Below are 17404 nucleotides of genomic sequence, written 5' to 3'. Positions count from 1 at the left end.
TCAGCCGCCCGTCGCCACAAGCTGCCAGTTCGGATCGTCGCTGCCCATCACCCGCGAGAAGGTCCAGACATCGCGCTGCTTGCGCGGATTGCGCGCATCGCCCTCGACCACGGTGCCACTCGCATCGCGCGCGACCGAAATCACCTCGCTCGCAAAGCGCACGGTGATCTCCGCCTCGCGGCTCTGGGCGTCGAAGCTCGCCTCCGAGAGGACCAGCTCGCGCAGGCCCATGAACTCGGCCTGCACTTCGAGGCCGCGCGACTTGCGATCCTGCACCGCGGCGTCGAAGGCCTCGTAGACCGGCTGCGCAAGGAAGGGTTTGACCTTTTCGAGATCGCCGGTCTCGAAGGCCATCAGGATCATCTCATAGGCCGAGCGCGCGCCCTGCAGGAAGGTCGCGACGACGAAATCGGGCTCGACGCGCTTCATCTTCGCCAGGGCGACGGCGGCGTCGGAGCCCTCCGGCACCTGGTCGATGATGTCGCGATCGGGGCCGCCCTCGATCACGTCGAAGCTGCGCCGCGCCACGGTTTCGGGGCGCTCGACCGGCTGCAGCGGCTCCTCGTAGCCGTCGCGCGTGCCCAGAACGTTCTTCAGGCGCAGGATCAGGAAAATCGCGATCCCCGCGAGAACGATCAGCTGGATGACGGCATTCGACATGGGTTTTCCTGACGGCGAGGTTGGTTCTTGACTGATGCCAACTTATGTAGGCGATGGGCGCGTTCAAGTCCACCGGCGCCCCCACCCGCAATCCCGAGGAAAACGACATGTGGATCCTGCTCGCCTTCATCGCCGTGCCGCTGATCGAGATCGGCCTCTTCATCCAGGTCGGCGGGGTGATCGGCCTCTGGCCGACGCTGGCGATCGTGCTTGCCACTGCGGTGCTCGGCACCAGCCTCGTGCGCACCCAGGGCGCGCGGGCGATGGAGGATCTGCGCGCCTCCCTCGCCGGGCTCGGCGATCCGACGAAGCCGCTCGCCCATGGCGCGATGATCCTCTTTGCCGGGGCGCTGCTGCTCACCCCCGGCTTCTTCACCGATGCCTGCGGTCTGCTTTTGCTGATCCCGCCAGTGCGCGAGGCGGCAATGCGCGCCCTTGCCAAGCGCGTCCGCGTGCAGGGCTTCACCGTCGGCCCGGGCCCTGCCCCACGCGGCCCCACCGACCCCGGGGTGATCGACGGCGAGTTCCTCGAGATCGACCCCGACAACGCCCCGCCGCGCGGCCCTTCGGGCTGGACCCGCCCCTGAGGGCGCCCGGACAGGGGCATTGAGACGCGCGGGCCGGGATGCTACACCCGCGCAAACGGAACCGGGAGAGTATGATGACCGAAACCCCCAACGGCGCCGCGCAGCCGCAGGTGCAGATGAACATCCTCGCGCAATTCGTGCGCGACATGTCCTTCGAGAACGCGGTCGCGCTCAAGGGGCTGCAAAGCAGCGACGTGCAGCCCGAGATGCAGGTGCAGGTTAGCCTCGACGCGCGCAAGCGTGCGGTGGAACACCAGTTCGAGGTGCTCACCAAGTTCAAGATCACCGCGACCAACAAGGTGAACAACACCCCGCTCTATCTGCTCGAACTCGACTACGGCGGGATCTTCCACATCGAGGGCATCCCCGAGGATCAGCTTCATCCCTTCCTGCTGATCGAATGCCCGCGCCAGCTCTTCCCCTATGTGCGGCGTATCGTCTCGGATGTGACGCGCGACGGTGGCTTCCCGCCCTTCTACATCGACCCGGTCGATTTCGTGGCGCTTTACCGCGCCGAGATCGCCCGCCGGGCCGAGGCGCAGAAACCCGCGGACACCCCGCTGGTCTGAGCGCCGCCAGGGCCGCGCCCGGTGCAATCGGGCGCGTCAACCTGCCTCAGGGACAAGGTGCCCCAATGACTTCGGACGCCGCCGCGCACATCTTGCGGCGGTGTTTGCGTTGGATCGGAACGGATGGATCAAAGGATACCCGCCTGGGTCGGCAATGAGCTGACCGCTGTGGACAAGATGGAGGTGCACCGTCTGGGGCTCCGCCACAAGGCGGTGTCGATCTTCGTTCTGGATGGCGAAAACGTGCTGATCCAGCGGCGCGCCGCGGGAAAATACCATTCCGCCGGGCTCTGGGCGAATACCTGCTGCACCCATCCGCGCTGGGAAGAGCGGCCCGAGGAATGCGCCGTGCGGCGGCTGCGCGAGGAGCTTGGCATCACCGGGCTTTACCCCGCCCATGCCGACCGGCTCGAATATCGCGCCGATGTCGGCGAGGGGCTGGTCGAGCATGAGGTCGTCGATATCTACCTCGCCTATGCGAAGCCCGGGATGACGATCGCCCCCGATCCGACCGAAGTGTCCGAGACGCGCTGGATCGGGCTCTATGATCTCACGGCCGAGGTGCGCCGCCATCCCGAGCGCTTCTCGAAATGGCTTGCGATCTATCTCTCCGGCCCACTCGAGCGGATCTTCGGCAACCTGCTGCGCGGATAAACTTTCGGCCTAGGCTGCGGCGGGAATTCCGCCGATTGTCGGCAAGAGGCGCGAAAAACCGCCTGCCGCCTCTGGCCTTCCTCCGCCCGAAACTGCATCCTGCGCACAAGATGTAGGGGGTGTTCGGCGGTGCAATTGCGATCTTTTCTATGTGGCGTCCTACTTGCGGCAGGATCGGCTCAGGGTGCCCAGGCGCTCGAGACGCAATTCCTGACGCCCGGCGCGGATGAGGCGCTGCGCAATCAGCTGACCGGTGCTTCGCTGGTGGAGGAGGCCGCCGCCGCGAAATCCCCCGAGGCGCAGGATCTTTTCGCCGCCGCACGCGCCGATTATGCCCGGCTGATCGGCGTGCTCTACGATCAGGGCTATTATTCCGGGGTGATCTCGATCCGCATCGACGGGCATGAGGCCGACAATATTTCCCCGATGGATGCCCCCGAAAACATCGGCACGATCGAGATTTCCGTCACCCCGGGCCCGCTCTTTCATTTTGCGCATGCCGCGATCGGCCCGCTTGCAAAGAACACCACCCTCCCCGAGGGGTTCCGCGACGGTCAGATCGCGCATTCGGGCATGATCGCCTCGGCGGCGGATGCCGGCGTCGAGGGCTGGCGCGCGGCCAGCCACGCCAAGGCGCGCGTCTCGGGCCAGAAGATTGTCGCCGATCATCGTGCCGATACGCTCTCCGCCGACATCACCCTCGACCCCGGCCCCAAGGTCACCTTCGGCGAGATGCACATCAGCGGCAATCAGCGGCTGCGCACCAAGCGCCTGGCCGAGATCGCCGGCTTCCCCACCGGCCAAAGCTTCTCCCCCGACAAGATGGAAGAGGTGCGCAGCCGCCTGCGCCGCACCGGCATCTTCGATTCCGCCGCCCTGACCGAGGCGGAAACCCTGCGCAACGGCAATATCCTCGACGCCGATCTGGCCGTGGTCGAGGCCAAGACGCGCCGCATCGGCTTTGGCGGCGAACTCTCGAGCACCGACGGCATGACGCTGAGCGGCTACTGGCTGCACCGCAACCTCCTCGGCGGCGGCGAGCATTTCCGCATCGACGCCGAGGCCTCGGGCATCGGCGGCTCGACCGGCGGCACCGATTACACGCTGGGCGCCCGGCTCGACCGGCCCGCGACCTTCACCCCCGACACCTCCGCCTATCTCGAGAGCGCGCTGAGCCAGCTCTACGAGGAGGATTACGACCAGAAGGCCTTCAGCATCGGCTTTGGCCTGAGCCATATCTTCAACCCGCGGCTGACCGGCGAGGCGGGCATCGCCTACGAATGGTCGCAGGTGACCGACGACACCGGGCGGCAGATCTTCCGCCAGATCGCGCTGCCGACCGATCTCACCTGGGACAATCGCGACAATGCCTCCGACGCGACGCGGGGCTATTACGGCAAGCTCGGGCTGACCCCCTTCCTCGGGCTTGCGGGCACCGGGTCGGGCGCGCAGATGACGGGCGATTTTCGCACCTATCGCAGCCTTGGCGCCGACGACCGCTTCGTGCTGGCCGGGCGCGCGCAGATCGGGGCCGTCTTCGGCTCGAAACTGCTCGAGACGCCGCGCGATTACCTGTTCTACTCGGGCGGCGGCGGCACCGTGCGCGGCCAGCCCTACCAGTCGCTCGGCGTCTCGGTCACCCGCGCCGGCGTCACCCATGACCTCGGCGGCACGCGCTTCCTCGGCTTCTCGGGCGAGTTCCGCGCCGGTATCACCAGCTCGATCGGCGTCGTCGCCTTCTACGACGCGGGCTATGTCTCCGCCGAGGATTTCAGCTCGGGCGAGTGGCAGTCGGGCGCCGGCCTCGGCCTGCGCTACAAGACCCCGATCGGGCCGATCCGGCTCGACATCGCGGCCCCGGTCAGCGGCAAAACCGGCGACGGGGCACAGATCTATCTCGGTATCGGGCAGGCTTTCTGATGCGGCGTCTTGCAATTCTTCTCCTCGCCCTCTGGCCCAGCCTCGCCCCGGCGCAGGACAGCACGGACACCGCGCAGACGGCGCGCGACCGCTCCTATCTGACCGGTCTGATCGAGGACAATCTCTCCGGTGCCGGGCGTTCGGTGGTGCTCGACGGCTTCGCCGGCGCGCTCTCCTCGCGAGCGACCTTCGACCAGCTCACCATCGCCGACGAGAACGGCGTCTGGATCACCATCCGCAAGGGCGCCCTCGCCTGGAGCCGCAGCGCCATCCTCGCCGGCAAGATCGAGATCCAGGAACTTTCCGCCGAGGAGATCGACCTCGCGCGCCTGCCCGGCAGCAGCGCCGACGGCACCCCCGCGCCCGAGGCGACGCCCTTCGCCCTGCCAGACCTTCCGGTCTCCGTCGACATCGGCAAGCTGAAGGCCAACCGCCTCGCGATCGGCGCCCCGGTCTTCGGCCAGGCCGTCACCCTCAGCCTCGACGGCACGATGACGCTCGCCGATGGCGCCGGCAAAGCGCAGCTTGCGGTGAACCGCATCGACGGGCCGAAGGGGCAGGTGAGTTTCACCGGCCAGTATTCGAACCGCACCCGCGAGCTTGCGCTCGATCTCCTGCTCGACGAGGGCAAGGACGGCATCGCCGCCACGCTGATGGGCCTGCCCGGGCGCCCCGCGCTGACGCTTTCGGCCGCGGGCACCGGACCGATCGACGAATTCACCGCCGATGTCGCGCTGAGCACCGAGGGCCAGCCGCGGCTGACCGGTCAGGTCACGCTGAAGGGCAAGACCGAACAGAGCTTCGCCGCGAAGATGCAGGGCGACGTCACCCCGCTTCTGCCGCCGGAATACCACGCCTTCTTCGGCACGCAGGTCTCCTTCGCCGCCGAGGGCAGCCGCGCGAAGACCGGCGTGCTCAGCCTCACCCAGCTTACCCTCGACAGCGACGCGGTCGACCTCGCCGGGCAGATCGACCTGCTTCCCTCGGGCCTGCCCGCGCGCTTCGACCTCACCGCGAAACTTGGCCTCGCCTCGGGCGAAGAGGTGCTCCTGCCGCTTTCCGGCGCGAAGACCTGGCTCAGGAGCGGGGATCTCGCCCTCGCCTATGACAGCGCGCAATCGGATGGCTGGAAGCTCGACGGCACACTCGACGGGCTGCGCCGGGAGGACGCCGGGCTCGAAAACCTCACACTGAGCGGGTCGGGGCGCATCGGCGTCGCGGATGACAAGCCCACCGCGGGAGGTACCATCGCCCTCTCGGCAAGCGGCATCGCGATGTCGGATCCCGGCCTTGGCGCCGCGATCGGCCCCACGGTGCAGGGCCGGACCCTCTTCAGCTGGCAGGCGGACAAGCCGCTGCGCCTGTCGAACTTGGCGCTGACCGCGCGCGATTTCGACCTGCTCGCGCAGATCGGCATCGACGATCTCGCGGGCGGGATCGACATTTCCGGCAATGGCAAGGTGACCCATCGTGCGCTGGCCAGCCTTTCGCAGCTTGCCGGGCGGCCGCTGAGCGGCTCTGTCGCGGGCGATCTCTCGGGCAGCTACACGGTGCTCAGCGGCGCCTTCGACGCCAGCGCGGATCTCACCGGCCAGGACGTAACGATCGGTCAGGCGGAGGTCGACGCGCTGCTCGCCGGTTCCTCGCAGATCGCCCTTTCCGCGAAACGCGACGAAACCGGGCTTACCCTGCGGAACTTCAGCGCCAATGCGCAGAACCTCAGTGCCGAGGCCTCCGGCCTGATCGCGACGGGCAAGACCGACGTCACCGCCAAAGCGCGTTTCACCGATCTCGCCACGCTCGGCCGCGGCTATCGCGGGGCGCTTTCCGCCGACGCCCATCTGACCGATGACGCGACCGGCGCCTATCTGATCGACCTCACGGCGAAGGGGACGAATCTCGCGCTCAATCAACCGCAAATCGACCCTATCCTTGCCGGAAACGCAGATGTTGCCTTGAAAGGCGCGCTGCGTGACTCAGGCTTTGCGCTGAGCGCGCTCTCCGTCCAGACCCCGCAGCTGACCGCGAAAGCCACCGGCGACAGCAGCGACAAGCTCGACGTCGCGCTGCGGCTTGCCAATGCCGCGCTTCTGGCGCCCGGCTTCAACGGGCCGGTGACGGTGAAGGGCACGGTGGCGCAGGCCGCGCAGCGCTATGCGCTCGACCTGAGCGGCGAAGGCCCCGGCGGCACCAGCGCCAAACTCACCGGCACGCTGGCCGATGATTTCGCCACCGCCGATCTGAAGATCACCGGCCGCGCCGAGGCGGCGCTCGCCAATGCCTTCATCGCGCCGCGCTCTGTCACCGGGCCGCTCAGCTTCGACATCGCGGTGAAGGGCAAGCCCGGGCTCGAGGCGCTTTCGGGCAAGATCACCACCCGGGGCGCGCGTTTCGTCGCCCCCACCCTGAACCAGACGCTTGAGAACATCAGCCTCGACGCGACCCTCGCCGGCAGCCGGATGCAGATCGCGACCGAAGCGGCGATCAAGGGCGGCGGCACGCTGTCGGTCAACGGGCCGGTGACGCTCTCCGCCCCCTGTCCCGCCGATCTCAAGATCACCCTCAAGGACGCGCGCCAACGCGACCCCGAGCTTTACGATACGCGCATCAGCGGGCAGATCGCGCTCACCGGGCCGATGACCGGCGGCGGGCGCATCAGCGGCGCGCTCACCCTCGACAAGACCGAGCTGCGCGTGCCCTCCTCGGGCCTTGGCGGTGCCGCGGCGATCCCCGAGATCGACCACGTCGGCGAGAGTGCCGCCGAGCGCCAGACGCGGCAGCGCGCCGGGCTGATCGAGACGAAATCGGAGGAAAGCAGCTCCGGCTCCGCCGGCGCGCTCGGTCTCGACCTCACCGTCTCCGCCCCGCGCGAGATCTTCGTGCGCGGTCGCGGCCTCGATGCCGAGCTTGGCGGCACGCTGCGGCTGACCGGCACGACCGCGAATATCGTGCCGATTGGCCAGTTCAACCTGATCCGCGGCCGCCTCGACATCCTCGGCAAGCGCTTCACCCTGACCGACGGGCAGGTGGCGATGCAGGGCGCGCTGACGCCCTGGATCCTGTTCGAGGCGACCACGACGCAGGACGACACCGCGATCACCCTCGCGATCGAGGGGCAGGCCTCGGCGCCGGAGCTGAAGATCAGCTCCTCGCCCGAACTGCCCGAGGAGGAGGTGCTCGCGCATCTGCTCTTCAACAAGGGGCTGAGCAATCTTTCCGCGCTGCAGGCGGCGCAGCTGGCCTCCGCCGTGGCCTCGCTCGCCGGCAAGGGCGGCGACGGGATCGTGTCGAAACTGCGCAAGAGCTTCGGGCTCGACGATCTCGACGTCGGCACCGATGCGAGCGGAAACGCCACGGTGCGCGCCGGAAAATACCTGTCGGAGAACATCTATTCCGACGTGGCGGTGAACGGCGACGGCAGCACCGAGATCAACCTCAACCTCGACGTGACAAAAAGCCTGACCGCCCGCGGCTCGGTCGATTCGACCGGGTCGAGCAGCCTCGGCCTGTTCTTCGAAAAAGATTACTGAGCCGCCGTGCGCGCGATCCAGTCGCGAAAGGCGATCAGCGGGGGCGACAATGTGGCTCCCGCCGGCCAGACGAGGAAATAGCTCCCCACACCCGAAACCGCTTCGCCGGGCGTGGGGACGAGCCGCCCCTCGGCGATCTCCGGCCGGGCGAGGAACTCGGGCAGCAGCGCCACGCCCGCGCCATGGGCCGCCGCCTGCGTCATCGGCGCGAACTGGTCGAACATCACCCCCTGCCGATGGGGCGCCTCGATGCCGTGATGCGCACACCAGGCGCCCCAGGCATTGGGGCGCGATTCCAGCTGGAACAGAGACTGTTTCGCCACATCCTCAGCCGTCTCCATCCGGTGTTCGGCGGCATAGGCCGGCGAGCAGACGGCGATCACCCGCTCCTCGAAAAGCGGCAGATGCTCGGCCCCCGGCCAAGGCCGGATCCCGAAATGGATTGCCGCATCGAAGGTCTCGGTCGAGAAATCGAAAGGCCGCATCCTTGTGCCGAGATTGAGCGTCACCCCGGGGTTTTCGGCCAGAAACTCCCCCAGCCGCGGCGCCAGCCAGCGGGTGCCAAAAGTCGGCAGGATCGCGAGGTTCAGCACCCCGCTCCCCGGATTGGCGCGCAACCCGAGCGAGGCGCGCGCGATCAGCTCGAGCGCCTTGCGCACGTCGCGCGCATAGGCGAGCGCCGGCTCCGTCGGCTGCAACCGCCGCCCTTCGCGCTGAAACAGCGTCACGCCAAGCTGCCCCTCCAGATTCTGCACGAGACGACTCACCGCGCCCTGCGTCAGGTTGAGTTCGCGCGCCGCCGCCGAGGTCGAGCCCAGCCGGCAGACCGCCTCGAAGGCGGAGAGCAGCGAAACCGAGGGGATATAGCGGCGCGGCAGGCTCATATATGTGCTCCATGCATGAGTTCAGGCCAGAATAGCGGTAGATCGCCCGGAGATACAGGCGCATAAAGCATGAAACCAAGGAGGACTTTGATGGCCCTGAAAGCGAAGGACGCCCCCGATCTTGCCGGTTTCGACTGGGAAGACCCGTTCCGTCTCGACCTGCAACTGACCGAAGAGGAACGGATGCTGCGCGACGCGGCCCGGGCCTATGCGCAGGAAAAACTGCAACCCCGCGCGATCAAGGCCTTTGCCGAAGAGACGACCGATCCGGCGATCTTCCGCGAGATGGGCGAGATGGGCCTGCTTGGCGTGACGATCCCCGAGGAATACGGCGGCATCGGCGCGAGCTATGTCGCCTATGGCCTCGTGGCGCGCGAGATCGAGCGCGTCGATTCGGGCTATCGCTCGATGATGTCGGTGCAATCGAGCCTCGTGATGTATCCGATCTATGCCTACGGCTCGGAAGAACAGCGCATGAAATACCTGCCGAAGCTCGCCTCGGGCGAGTTCATCGGCTGCTTTGGCCTGACCGAGCCCGACGCCGGCTCCGATCCCGCCGGCATGAAGACCACCGCGAAGAAAACCGCGGGCGGCTATGTGCTCAACGGCGCCAAGATGTGGATCTCGAACAGCCCGATCGCCGATGTCTTCGTCGTCTGGGCGAAGTCGGAAGCGCATGGCGGCAAAATCCGCGGCTTCGTCCTCGAGAAGGGGATGAAGGGGCTTTCCGCGCCGAAGATCGGCGGCAAGCTGAGCCTGCGCGCCTCGATCACCGGCGAGATCGTGATGGACAATGTCGAGGTCGGCGAAGATGCGCTGCTGCCCGGCGTCGAGGGGCTGAAGGGGCCGTTCGGCTGCCTCAATCGGGCCCGCTACGGCATCGCCTGGGGCGTGATGGGCGCGGCCGAGTTCTGCCTGCATGCCGCGCGGCAATACGGGCTCGACCGCAAGCAGTTCCGCAAACCGCTGGCACAGACCCAGCTTTACCAGCTCAAGCTCGCCAATATGCTCACTGAGATCAGCCTCGGCCTGCAGGCCTGCCTGCGCACCGGCCGGCTGATGGACGAGGCCAATGCCGCGCCCGAGATGATCTCGATCATCAAGCGCAACAACTGCGGCAAGGCGCTCGACGCGGCGCGGATGGCGCGCGACATGCACGGCGGCAACGGGATTTCCGAGGAGTTCCAGGTGATCCGCCACATGGTCAACCTCGAGACGGTGAACACCTACGAGGGCACGCATGACGTGCATGCGTTGATCCTCGGCCGGGCGATCACCGGGCTGCAGGCATTCTTCTGACCGATCTCACGAAGCCCCCGCACCCGCCGGGGGCTTCGTCGCATCCTTGCGGATCTCGTCGATCACCGCATTCAGCGCAGCCCCGAAAAGCACCGACAAAGCGCTGAGATAGAGCCACATCAGGAGCGCGATCACCGCCCCGATCGAGCCATAGACCTTGTTGTAGGCGCCGAAATTCGCCAGATAATAGGTGAGGCCAAGCGAGGCCGCCCCCCAGACCAGCGCCGCCACCACCGCCCCGATCGTCAGGATCGGATCGCGCCGCCCCGATTTCACGTTCGGCCCATAGCGATAGAGGATGCCGAGCGCGGTGAGCATCAGGAGCAGCATCGCCCCCCAGGGCAGCCCCGAAAGCAGCCAGCCGGTCAGCGCATGGAAGGGCAGGAAATTGACCGCGAGCGGCACGACGACGACGGTCGCAAGCGCGAGCAGCATCACCCCCACCAGCGCCACCGTCAGCACATAGCCGAAGACATAGGCAAGGATCGTGTCGCGCGGGCGCGTGCCATGGATCACGTTCAGCCCCAGCACCAGCGCCCCCACCCCAGCCCGCGCCGAGAACAGCGCAACCGCGATCGAGACCAGCGCCGGCAACCCGATCGTACCCCGCGGCCCGGCGAGCAGCGTCATGATCTGGCCATCGAGGATCTCATAGGCCTCGGGCGGGATGAATTTCTGCGCCACGCCCAGATAGGAGCCGATCACCGAGGGATCGGCGAAGGTGCTCCAGATCGAGATCGTCGCCGAAAGCCCCGGAAACACCGCCAGCATCGCATAGAAGGCGACACCCGCCGCCACCAGGGTAATGTTCGTCTCCGCAAGGCGCCGGAACAGCCGCTGCACAAATTTCTTCATCACGATCAGGCTCCTTTGGCGCAGCATCTCGCAGCCGCCCGTCGAGTGCAACTTGTCTGCGCCGTGACGCTGTGCTCTGCTTGCGCCAACGGAGGACATCATGACCACCCAGCCGGAAACCGACCGCTACGCGCGGATGCTCTATCGCAATTGCGGGCGTTCGGGCCTGAAACTGCCCGCGATCTCGCTTGGCCTGTGGCACAATTTCGGCCACGACACCCCGCATGAGACGAAGCGCGCGATCTGCCGCACCGCCTTCGATCTCGGCATCACCCATTTCGATCTGGCGAACAATTACGGCCCGCCACCGGGCGCCGCCGAAGAGGCCTTCGGCGAGATCCTCCGCACCGATTTCGCGCATCACCGCGACGAGCTGATCATCAGCTCGAAGGCCGGTTACCTGATGTGGCCCGGTCCCTATGGCGAATGGGGCTCGCGCAAATATCTGATCGCCTCCTGCGATCAGTCGCTCAAACGGATGGGGCTCGATTACGTCGATATCTTCTATTCGCATCGTTTCGACCCCGACACCCCGCTCGAGGAGACGATGGGCGCGCTCGAACAGATCTGGCGGTCTGGCAAGGCGCTTTATATCGGCATTTCTTCCTATAATTCCGCGCGCACGCGCGAGGCGGCGGCGATCCTCCGCGACCGGGGCGTGCCGCTGACGATCCATCAGCCGAGCTACAACATGCTCAACCGCTGGCTGGAACGCGACGGGCTTAAGGAAACTCTGGCCGAGCTTGGCACCGGCTCCATCGCCTTCACCCCGCTCGCGCAGGGGATGCTGACGAAGAAATATCTCGGCGGCATTCCCGAAGGCACGCGGGCGGCGCAGGGCAAATCGCTCGATCCCCACACGCTGACGCCGGCCGCGATCGAGAAGATCCGCGCGCTGAACGCCATTGCCGAACGGCGGGGGCAGACGCTCGCGCAGATGGCGATCGCCTGGGTGCTGCGCGATGGCGGCATCACCTCCGCGCTGATCGGTGCCTCGCACCCCGAGCAGGTGGTGGATTGCGTCGGCGCGCTCGACAATCTCGACTTCACCGCCGCGGAACTGGCCGAGATCGACAGCCACGCGCAGGATGAGGCGATTAATCTCTGGGCGAGCTCGTCCGAACTGGAGTGAGCGGTGAAAAAGGCTCTGTTCCTGCTGTTTCTGGCCCAACCCGCCATTGCGGGTGGGCTGCCTCCGCCCCTCACCGAGAATGATTTCACGCCGGTGAACCGGGCCGAGGCAGAGCTTGGGCAGCTCCTCTTTTACGACCCGATCCTCTCGGGTAATCGCAACATTTCCTGCGCCACCTGCCACCATCCGCGCTTCGGCACCTCCGACGGGCTGAGCCTTGGCCTTGGCGAGGGCGCCGTGGGCCTCGGCCCCGACCGGCACATCACCGACACCGACATCCCCGAACAACGCATTCCGCGCAACGCCCCCGCGCTCTTCAATCTCGGGGCAAAGCAATTCACCCGCCTCTTCGACGATGGCCGGATCGAGGCGGATCCGACACGCCCCTCCGGCCTGCGCACGCCGATGGATGACGAGATGGTCACCGGCTTCGCCTCGGTCCTCTCGGCGCAGACGATGTTTCCCGTGCTCTCGCCCGACGAGATGGCCGGCCATTACGCGGAGAACGACGTTTCAAAGGCGGTGCGCTCCGGTTTCATCACCGGCGAGAACGGCGCCTGGAATCGAATCGCCACGCGCGTGGCGCAAATTCCGGCGTATCAGAGCCGTTTTTCGGCCATTTACCCCGAGATCGCGGCGGGGCGTCCGATCGCCTTCACCGATATTTCGAATGCGATCGCCGCCTTCGTCGCTTTCGAATGGCGCTCCGACGACAGCCCCTTCGATGCCGCGCTGCGGGGCGAGAAAGATCTGCCCCCCGAGGCCAGTGCCGGTGCCGCCCTCTTCTATGGCGAGGCCGGGTGTTCGACCTGCCACTCCGGCCCCTTCCTGACCGATCACGACTTTCACGCCATGGGCGCGCCCCAGCTTGGCCCCGGCAAGGCCGAACGTTTCGAAGCCCATTCCCGCGACGAGGGCCGTTTCCGTGTGACGGGCCACGAGGCCGACCGCTTCGCCTTCCGCACGCCCAGCCTGCGCAACGTGCTGCAAACCGGCCCCTGGGGCCATGCCGGCGGGCACCGCGATCTCGCGGATTTCATCGCCGATCACGCCGAACGGGGCGCGGCGCTCGCCCATTATGCGCGCGACGTCGAACTGCCCGCGCTGCCCAAAACGAAGCCGGACTGGGCGATCATGGACGCGCCCGACGAGGTTGCGCAGATCGCCGCCGCCTCCGGCCCCGGAGAAGCGCTTTCATCGCGGGACATTGCGGAAATCGTCACCTTCCTCGCGACGCTGTCCGACCCGGTCGCGCTGCAAGGACGACTCGGCGTGCCGCAATCTGTACCAAGCGGCCTGCCCGTCGACCGGTGATCAGCGGCTGATCCGGTTGCAGGAGCCGATCTGCACCTTGCGCCAGTCGCCGATCTGGCCGTCGGGCCAGATCACCCGCACCTCGGCCTCGCGCGCCGTGCCAAGCCCGAAATGCAGGGGCAGCGCCTTGCCCCCGGCATGGCCGCCACCGATCGTCACCTCTTGCGATTGCACGCCCTCGGCAGTGCGCAGCTCAACCCAGGCGCCCACCGCATGAATGTTCGGCGCCGCCTGAACAGGCTCTATATCGGCCCAATTCCCGGTTTTCGGCGTCTCGTTACGCCAGATCTCCATCGGCGCGCGCCGATTCATCACCACGAGATCGAGGCGGCCGTCGGCGTTCAGATCGACCAGCGCCGCCCCGCGTGAGCGGTTCATCGTGGCGATCCCCGCCTTGTCCGCCGCCTCGTGAAATGTCCCGTCCGCCACCTGCATCAACAGATCGTTCGGATCATGGATCGCGTTCGAGGGCATCTGATCGACATTGCCCTTCGCGATAAACAGATCCGGCCGCCCGTCATTGTCGACATCGCCGAATTCGGCGTGCCAGCCGGTCGAGGGACGCCCGTCGTCACCGATGAACGGGCGCTGCGCATAGCTGCCCGTCGCATAGGGCGCATTTTCGAAGTGATCGCCGCGATTGATCTGCAAAAGCTGGTCACCCATCGAGGTCATCATCACCTCGGGTAGCCCGTCGCCGGTGATGTCGCGACTGGCGATCCCCATGCCCCAGAGCGAGACATGCGGCCAGTCCGCCCGCTCCTCGAGCGGGTTCAGGCGGAACATCTGCTCGTATCCGCCCCGGACATAATAATGCCGATCGTTCGAGAGCCGCAGCTCGGGCGTGCCGGTCCGCCGCCAGTCGGAAATCAGCGCCGAAAGCGTGCAATATCCCGGAGAAATAGGCTCTGTTTCACCATATTTTCGGCCTTCTGGCCGCATCAGCGCGCTGCGGTCACAGGCTTCGAACGGACCATCCGGATTGCTGCGATCGACGTAATTGCCAAAGAACAGCGTCGGAAACTCCTGCCCCTTTTCCCAGGTTGCGGTGAAAGAGGTCGTCCAGTCGTCCCGCACTGGCAGCGCCCAGGTGGCAGTCGCATCCTCGAAGCGGCAATCGCCAAGACCACGCAACAGCATGTTCGGTCCGACGCGCATCACGGCGAGATCCATCCGGCCATCGGAATCGATGTCGAGCGGATAGGCCCCGGTCACATGGGTGATTGGTGCGATCCCGCCCGCCCCGAAACGGATCGGCCCGCCGGCTTCGGAGCGGTTGACGAAAAGCGCCGCGGGATTTTCGCCGCCGGCCGCGAAGAGATCCGGCCGCCCGTCCTCGTTGCAATCGAAGACCGAAACCCCGCCACCGACGAAATGCTCCCAGCCGCCGGCGTAGACCTGCGGCGCAGGCAATCCCGCGGCATCGTCAATGAAAACAGGCTCTGCACCAGCAGGAAATGCGATCAACAGAGCCGCGAGCCACCTCATTGCGCCGCCATCTCCCGCGCGGAGCCAAGCGATTGCTCGGTCAGCTCATGAAGCGCCAGCGCCGCCGCGCCATGCGCCCAAAGCAGATCGCCCCAGGCGTGGATCTCGATCTCCGGCACCGCCCGCCCTGTGTCGAGGATCAGCTCCTTCATCTCGGCCAGCGTGTCCTTCGCATAGAGATAGTCGTAACGCATCCGCTCCCCCGAAAGGATGATCAGCTGCGGATCGAAGAGATTGACGATGTTCGAGAGTCCAACCGAGAGATAGCGCCCCGCCCGGCGAAAGATCGAACGCGCTGCGCTGTTGCCCGCCTTCGCATGATCATACAGGCTCTCGAGCAGCACATTGACCGAGCGCGTCTCCTCATGCGTCAGGTTCAGCGCGGTCTGCGCCTCGCGCACCAGCGCGTAATCGGCGACATAGGCCTCGAGGCAGCCACGCTGCCCGCAGCGGCAGAGCGCGCCGTCGAGCTGCACCTTGGTATGACCAAGCTCCATCCCCATCCCGCGCGAGCCGCGATAGATCCGGTGGTTGATGACGAATCCCATGCCGACGCCATGTTCGATCGTCACCACGGCGAAATCCGAAAGCTCCCGCCCGGCCCCGAACCAGAGCTCGGCGAGGGTGACGAGATTGGCGTCGTTGTCGATGAAGGTGGTGACGCCGAGTCGCGCCCGCAGCGCCGGGCCAAGCGCGATGTGGCGCTCCGACAGCACCGGCGACCAATGCACCGTGCCGCTTTCGCAATCGACGAAGCCCGGCACGCCAAGGCCCACCGCATGCAAGGCGCTGCGCGGCACGCCCCCCTTGGCGCAGACGCGGTCGAGCAGCCGCTCCGCGGCATCGAGGATGCCTTCGAGTTCCATCGCGCCGGGCGTGCGCGCGATCGCCTCCCCCGCGATCATGTTGCCGGCAAAATCGACGAGCACGGCGGTATGTTCGCGGTCGGAGAGCTTGATACCGACGACATGGCGCGTGCCTGCGCGCACGCCAAGCGCCACCGCCGGCCGACCCCGACCGCCCTCTCCCTCCCGGCTGGAGCGCACCTCCTCGAGGAAACCGGCCTCGATCAGTTCCGAGGTGATCGTGGTCACCGAGGCGGGCGAGATGCACAGCTCCTTGGCCAGCTGCACGCGCGCGATCTGTCCTGCCGCCCGCACCCGCTCGAAGATCTGCTGCCGCAGCGGGCGCGCCGGGTCGGAGAGCGGCTGGATCAGCGGCCCGCACCCCTGCGTCAGCTTTCCGATCTCTGTCACTTCCCTCACGACGCGACCTTTCGTTCAGATGTTTAACTAAATGATGCAGTTGCAGAGCAAATATGGTCATATATTCGCTGCAATGCGGCATTCTCCAGCTTGCATTTCTCTTTATGCTGATTTTGGCAGCTAATTTTATTTTGACAACTAAAATTAATAGCGGCATCCTCCTTCCATCCTGGCGAATCTGCCGGGCCGGCCCCAGGGCCACCATTCGGGAGGAGAACATGCACAAGACCCTTCTGGCCGCCGTCGCGCTGACGGCCGGCCTCACGACCTCGGCCTTCGCGGAAATGACCGTCGGCGTGTCTTGGTCCAACTTCCAGGAAGAGCGCTGGAAAACCGACGAGGCCGCGATCAAGGCGGCGCTCGAGGCCGCCGGCGCGAAATACGTTTCCACCGATGCCCAGTCGTCCTCGGCCAAGCAGCTGTCCGACATCGAATCGCTGATGGCGCAGGGGGTGAATGCGCTGATCGTGCTCGCCCAGGACACCGCCGCGATCGGCCCCGCCGTGCAGGCCGCCGCCGACGAGGGCATCCCGGTCATCGCCTATGACCGCCTGATCGAAGATCCCCGCGCCTTCTACCTGACCTTCGACAATGTCGAGGTCGGCCGGATGCAGGCGCGCGAGGTGCTCAAGCTTGCCCCCAAAGGCAATTACGTGATGATCAAGGGCTCGCCCACCGATCCCAACGCCGACTTCCTGCGCGGCGGGCAGCAGGAAGTGCTGCAGCCGGCGATCGACGCGGGCGACATCAAGATCGTCGGCGAGGCCTATACCGACGGCTGGCTGCCGGCGAATGCCCAGCGCAACATGGAACAGATCCTGACCGCAAACGACAACAAGGTCGATGCCGTGGTCGCCTCGAACGACGGCACCGCGGGCGGTGCGATCGCGGCGCTGGCGGCGCAGGGCATGGTGGTTCCGGTCTCCGGCCAGGACGGCGATCACGCCGCGCTGAACCGCATCGCCAAGGGCACGCAGACGGTTTCGGTCTGGAAGGACTCGCGCGAGCTGGGCAAGACCGCGGCCGAGGTGGCCGTCGCGCTGGCCGGCGGGCAGGAGATGAAGGCGGTCGATGGCGCCGTCGAATGGACCTCGCCCTCGGGCACGAAGATGGTCGCGAAATTCCTCGCGCCGATCCCGATCACCAAGGACAACCTCTCGACCGTCGTCGATGCCGGCTGGATCAGCAAGGACGATCTCTGCCAGGGCGTGACGAACGGCCCGGCGCCCTGCAACTGATCGAAACCG

At 66.5% G+C, this 17404-nt stretch carries 14 protein-coding genes; 9 read left to right on the top strand and 5 right to left on the bottom strand.

Annotated features, from left to right (window positions below; translation table 11 throughout):
* A complete protein-coding gene (locus tag AB7U46_RS00995; RefSeq protein ID WP_428335058.1) occupies positions 1 to 660 on the bottom strand; it encodes a Tim44/TimA family putative adaptor protein in 660 nt (219 codons plus the stop codon).
* A gap of 107 nt (positions 661 to 767) precedes the next feature.
* Between AB7U46_RS00995 and AB7U46_RS00990 the strand changes: the two genes are divergently transcribed.
* From AB7U46_RS00990 to AB7U46_RS00970, 5 genes are all read left to right on the top strand, one after another.
* On the top strand, positions 768 to 1247 hold the full coding sequence (locus AB7U46_RS00990; protein WP_428335057.1) for an FxsA family protein: 480 nt from the start codon (positions 768 to 770) through the stop codon (positions 1245 to 1247).
* 74 nt (positions 1248 to 1321) lie between these two features.
* Positions 1322 to 1816: a protein-export chaperone SecB gene (gene secB / locus AB7U46_RS00985; protein WP_428335056.1), complete on the top strand. Its 495-nt coding sequence runs from the start codon at positions 1322 to 1324 to the stop codon at positions 1814 to 1816.
* 123 nt (positions 1817 to 1939) lie between these two features.
* Positions 1940 to 2470, top strand: a complete 531-nt coding sequence (locus AB7U46_RS00980; protein ID WP_428335055.1) for an isopentenyl-diphosphate Delta-isomerase — start codon at positions 1940 to 1942, stop codon at positions 2468 to 2470.
* A gap of 129 nt (positions 2471 to 2599) precedes the next feature.
* Positions 2600 to 4390, top strand: coding sequence for an autotransporter assembly complex protein TamA (locus AB7U46_RS00975; RefSeq protein WP_428335054.1), 1791 nt, complete (start codon positions 2600 to 2602; stop codon positions 4388 to 4390).
* Positions 4390 to 7920, top strand: a complete 3531-nt coding sequence (locus AB7U46_RS00970) for a translocation/assembly module TamB domain-containing protein (protein ID WP_428335053.1) — start codon at positions 4390 to 4392, stop codon at positions 7918 to 7920. The genes AB7U46_RS00975 and AB7U46_RS00970 overlap by 1 nt, the downstream gene beginning before the upstream one ends.
* Here AB7U46_RS00970 and AB7U46_RS00965 read toward each other — a convergent pair.
* Positions 7914 to 8804, bottom strand: coding sequence for a LysR family transcriptional regulator (locus tag AB7U46_RS00965; RefSeq protein WP_428335052.1), 891 nt, complete (start codon positions 8802 to 8804; stop codon positions 7914 to 7916). The genes AB7U46_RS00970 and AB7U46_RS00965 overlap by 7 nt on opposite strands.
* Before the next feature lie 90 nt (positions 8805 to 8894).
* Here AB7U46_RS00965 and AB7U46_RS00960 point away from each other — a divergent pair, with 90 nt between their 5' ends.
* Positions 8895 to 10103 carry an acyl-CoA dehydrogenase gene (locus AB7U46_RS00960; protein ID WP_428335051.1) on the top strand — a complete coding sequence of 403 codons (1209 nt, stop codon included), beginning with the start codon at positions 8895 to 8897 and terminating at the stop codon, positions 10101 to 10103.
* A 6-nt stretch (positions 10104 to 10109) separates the two neighbouring features.
* Here the strand turns inward: AB7U46_RS00960 and AB7U46_RS00955 are convergent, their stop codons facing one another.
* Positions 10110 to 10958, bottom strand: a complete 849-nt coding sequence (locus AB7U46_RS00955; protein ID WP_428335078.1) for a YihY/virulence factor BrkB family protein — start codon at positions 10956 to 10958, stop codon at positions 10110 to 10112.
* Positions 10959 to 11058: 100 nt separating this feature from the next.
* On the opposite strand from AB7U46_RS00955, the gene mgrA reads away from it, so the two are divergent.
* Together mgrA and AB7U46_RS00945 are read left to right on the top strand one after the other, a co-directional pair.
* Complete coding sequence (gene mgrA / locus AB7U46_RS00950; RefSeq protein WP_428335050.1) at positions 11059 to 12090, top strand: L-glyceraldehyde 3-phosphate reductase; 1032 nt, start codon at positions 11059 to 11061, stop codon at positions 12088 to 12090.
* Between the two features lie 3 nt (positions 12091 to 12093).
* A complete protein-coding gene (locus AB7U46_RS00945; RefSeq protein WP_428335049.1) occupies positions 12094 to 13404 on the top strand; it encodes a cytochrome-c peroxidase in 1311 nt (436 codons plus the stop codon).
* On the opposite strand, the gene AB7U46_RS00940 is transcribed toward AB7U46_RS00945, so the two are convergent.
* A complete protein-coding gene (locus tag AB7U46_RS00940; protein ID WP_428335048.1) occupies positions 13405 to 14892 on the bottom strand; it encodes a CRTAC1 family protein in 1488 nt (495 codons plus the stop codon).
* Entirely contained in the window at positions 14889 to 16148 is a 1260-nt protein-coding gene (locus AB7U46_RS00935; protein WP_428335047.1) for an ROK family protein, read from the bottom strand. The genes AB7U46_RS00940 and AB7U46_RS00935 overlap by 4 nt, the downstream gene beginning before the upstream one ends.
* A 227-nt stretch (positions 16149 to 16375) precedes the next feature.
* Between AB7U46_RS00935 and xylF the strand changes: the two genes are divergently transcribed.
* The gene (xylF, locus tag AB7U46_RS00930) at positions 16376 to 17395 is read left to right on the top strand and encodes a D-xylose ABC transporter substrate-binding protein (RefSeq protein WP_428335046.1); all 1020 of its coding nucleotides are present in this window, start codon (positions 16376 to 16378) and stop codon (positions 17393 to 17395) included.
* The last annotated feature ends 9 nt before the right edge of the window (positions 17396 to 17404 follow it).

Origin of the sequence: Paenirhodobacter sp. (assembly GCF_050177655.1) — a bacterium.
Classification (GTDB): domain Bacteria; phylum Pseudomonadota; class Alphaproteobacteria; order Rhodobacterales; family Rhodobacteraceae; genus Rhodobacter.
This window is presented reverse-complemented; position numbering and strand designations above follow the sequence as displayed.

What these genes read in the sequence shown, in the direction of transcription:
- AB7U46_RS00940 (WP_428335048.1), bottom strand. Translation starts at nt 14,892, where the DNA reads ATGAGGTGGCTCGCGGCTCTGTTGATCGCATTTCCTGCTGGTGCAGAG.
- secB (WP_428335056.1), top strand. Translation starts at nt 1,322, where the DNA reads ATGACCGAAACCCCCAACGGCGCCGCGCAGCCGCAGGTGCAGATGAAC.
- xylF (WP_428335046.1), top strand. Translation starts at nt 16,376, where the DNA reads ATGCACAAGACCCTTCTGGCCGCCGTCGCGCTGACGGCCGGCCTCACG.
- AB7U46_RS00990 (WP_428335057.1), top strand. Translation starts at nt 768, where the DNA reads ATGTGGATCCTGCTCGCCTTCATCGCCGTGCCGCTGATCGAGATCGGC.
- AB7U46_RS00980 (WP_428335055.1), top strand. Translation starts at nt 1,940, where the DNA reads ATGGATCAAAGGATACCCGCCTGGGTCGGCAATGAGCTGACCGCTGTG.
- AB7U46_RS00970 (WP_428335053.1), top strand. Translation starts at nt 4,390, where the DNA reads ATGCGGCGTCTTGCAATTCTTCTCCTCGCCCTCTGGCCCAGCCTCGCC.
- AB7U46_RS00995 (WP_428335058.1), bottom strand. Translation starts at nt 660, where the DNA reads ATGTCGAATGCCGTCATCCAGCTGATCGTTCTCGCGGGGATCGCGATT.
- mgrA (WP_428335050.1), top strand. Translation starts at nt 11,059, where the DNA reads ATGACCACCCAGCCGGAAACCGACCGCTACGCGCGGATGCTCTATCGC.
- AB7U46_RS00960 (WP_428335051.1), top strand. Translation starts at nt 8,895, where the DNA reads ATGGCCCTGAAAGCGAAGGACGCCCCCGATCTTGCCGGTTTCGACTGG.
- AB7U46_RS00955 (WP_428335078.1), bottom strand. Translation starts at nt 10,958, where the DNA reads ATGAAGAAATTTGTGCAGCGGCTGTTCCGGCGCCTTGCGGAGACGAAC.
- AB7U46_RS00965 (WP_428335052.1), bottom strand. Translation starts at nt 8,804, where the DNA reads ATGAGCCTGCCGCGCCGCTATATCCCCTCGGTTTCGCTGCTCTCCGCC.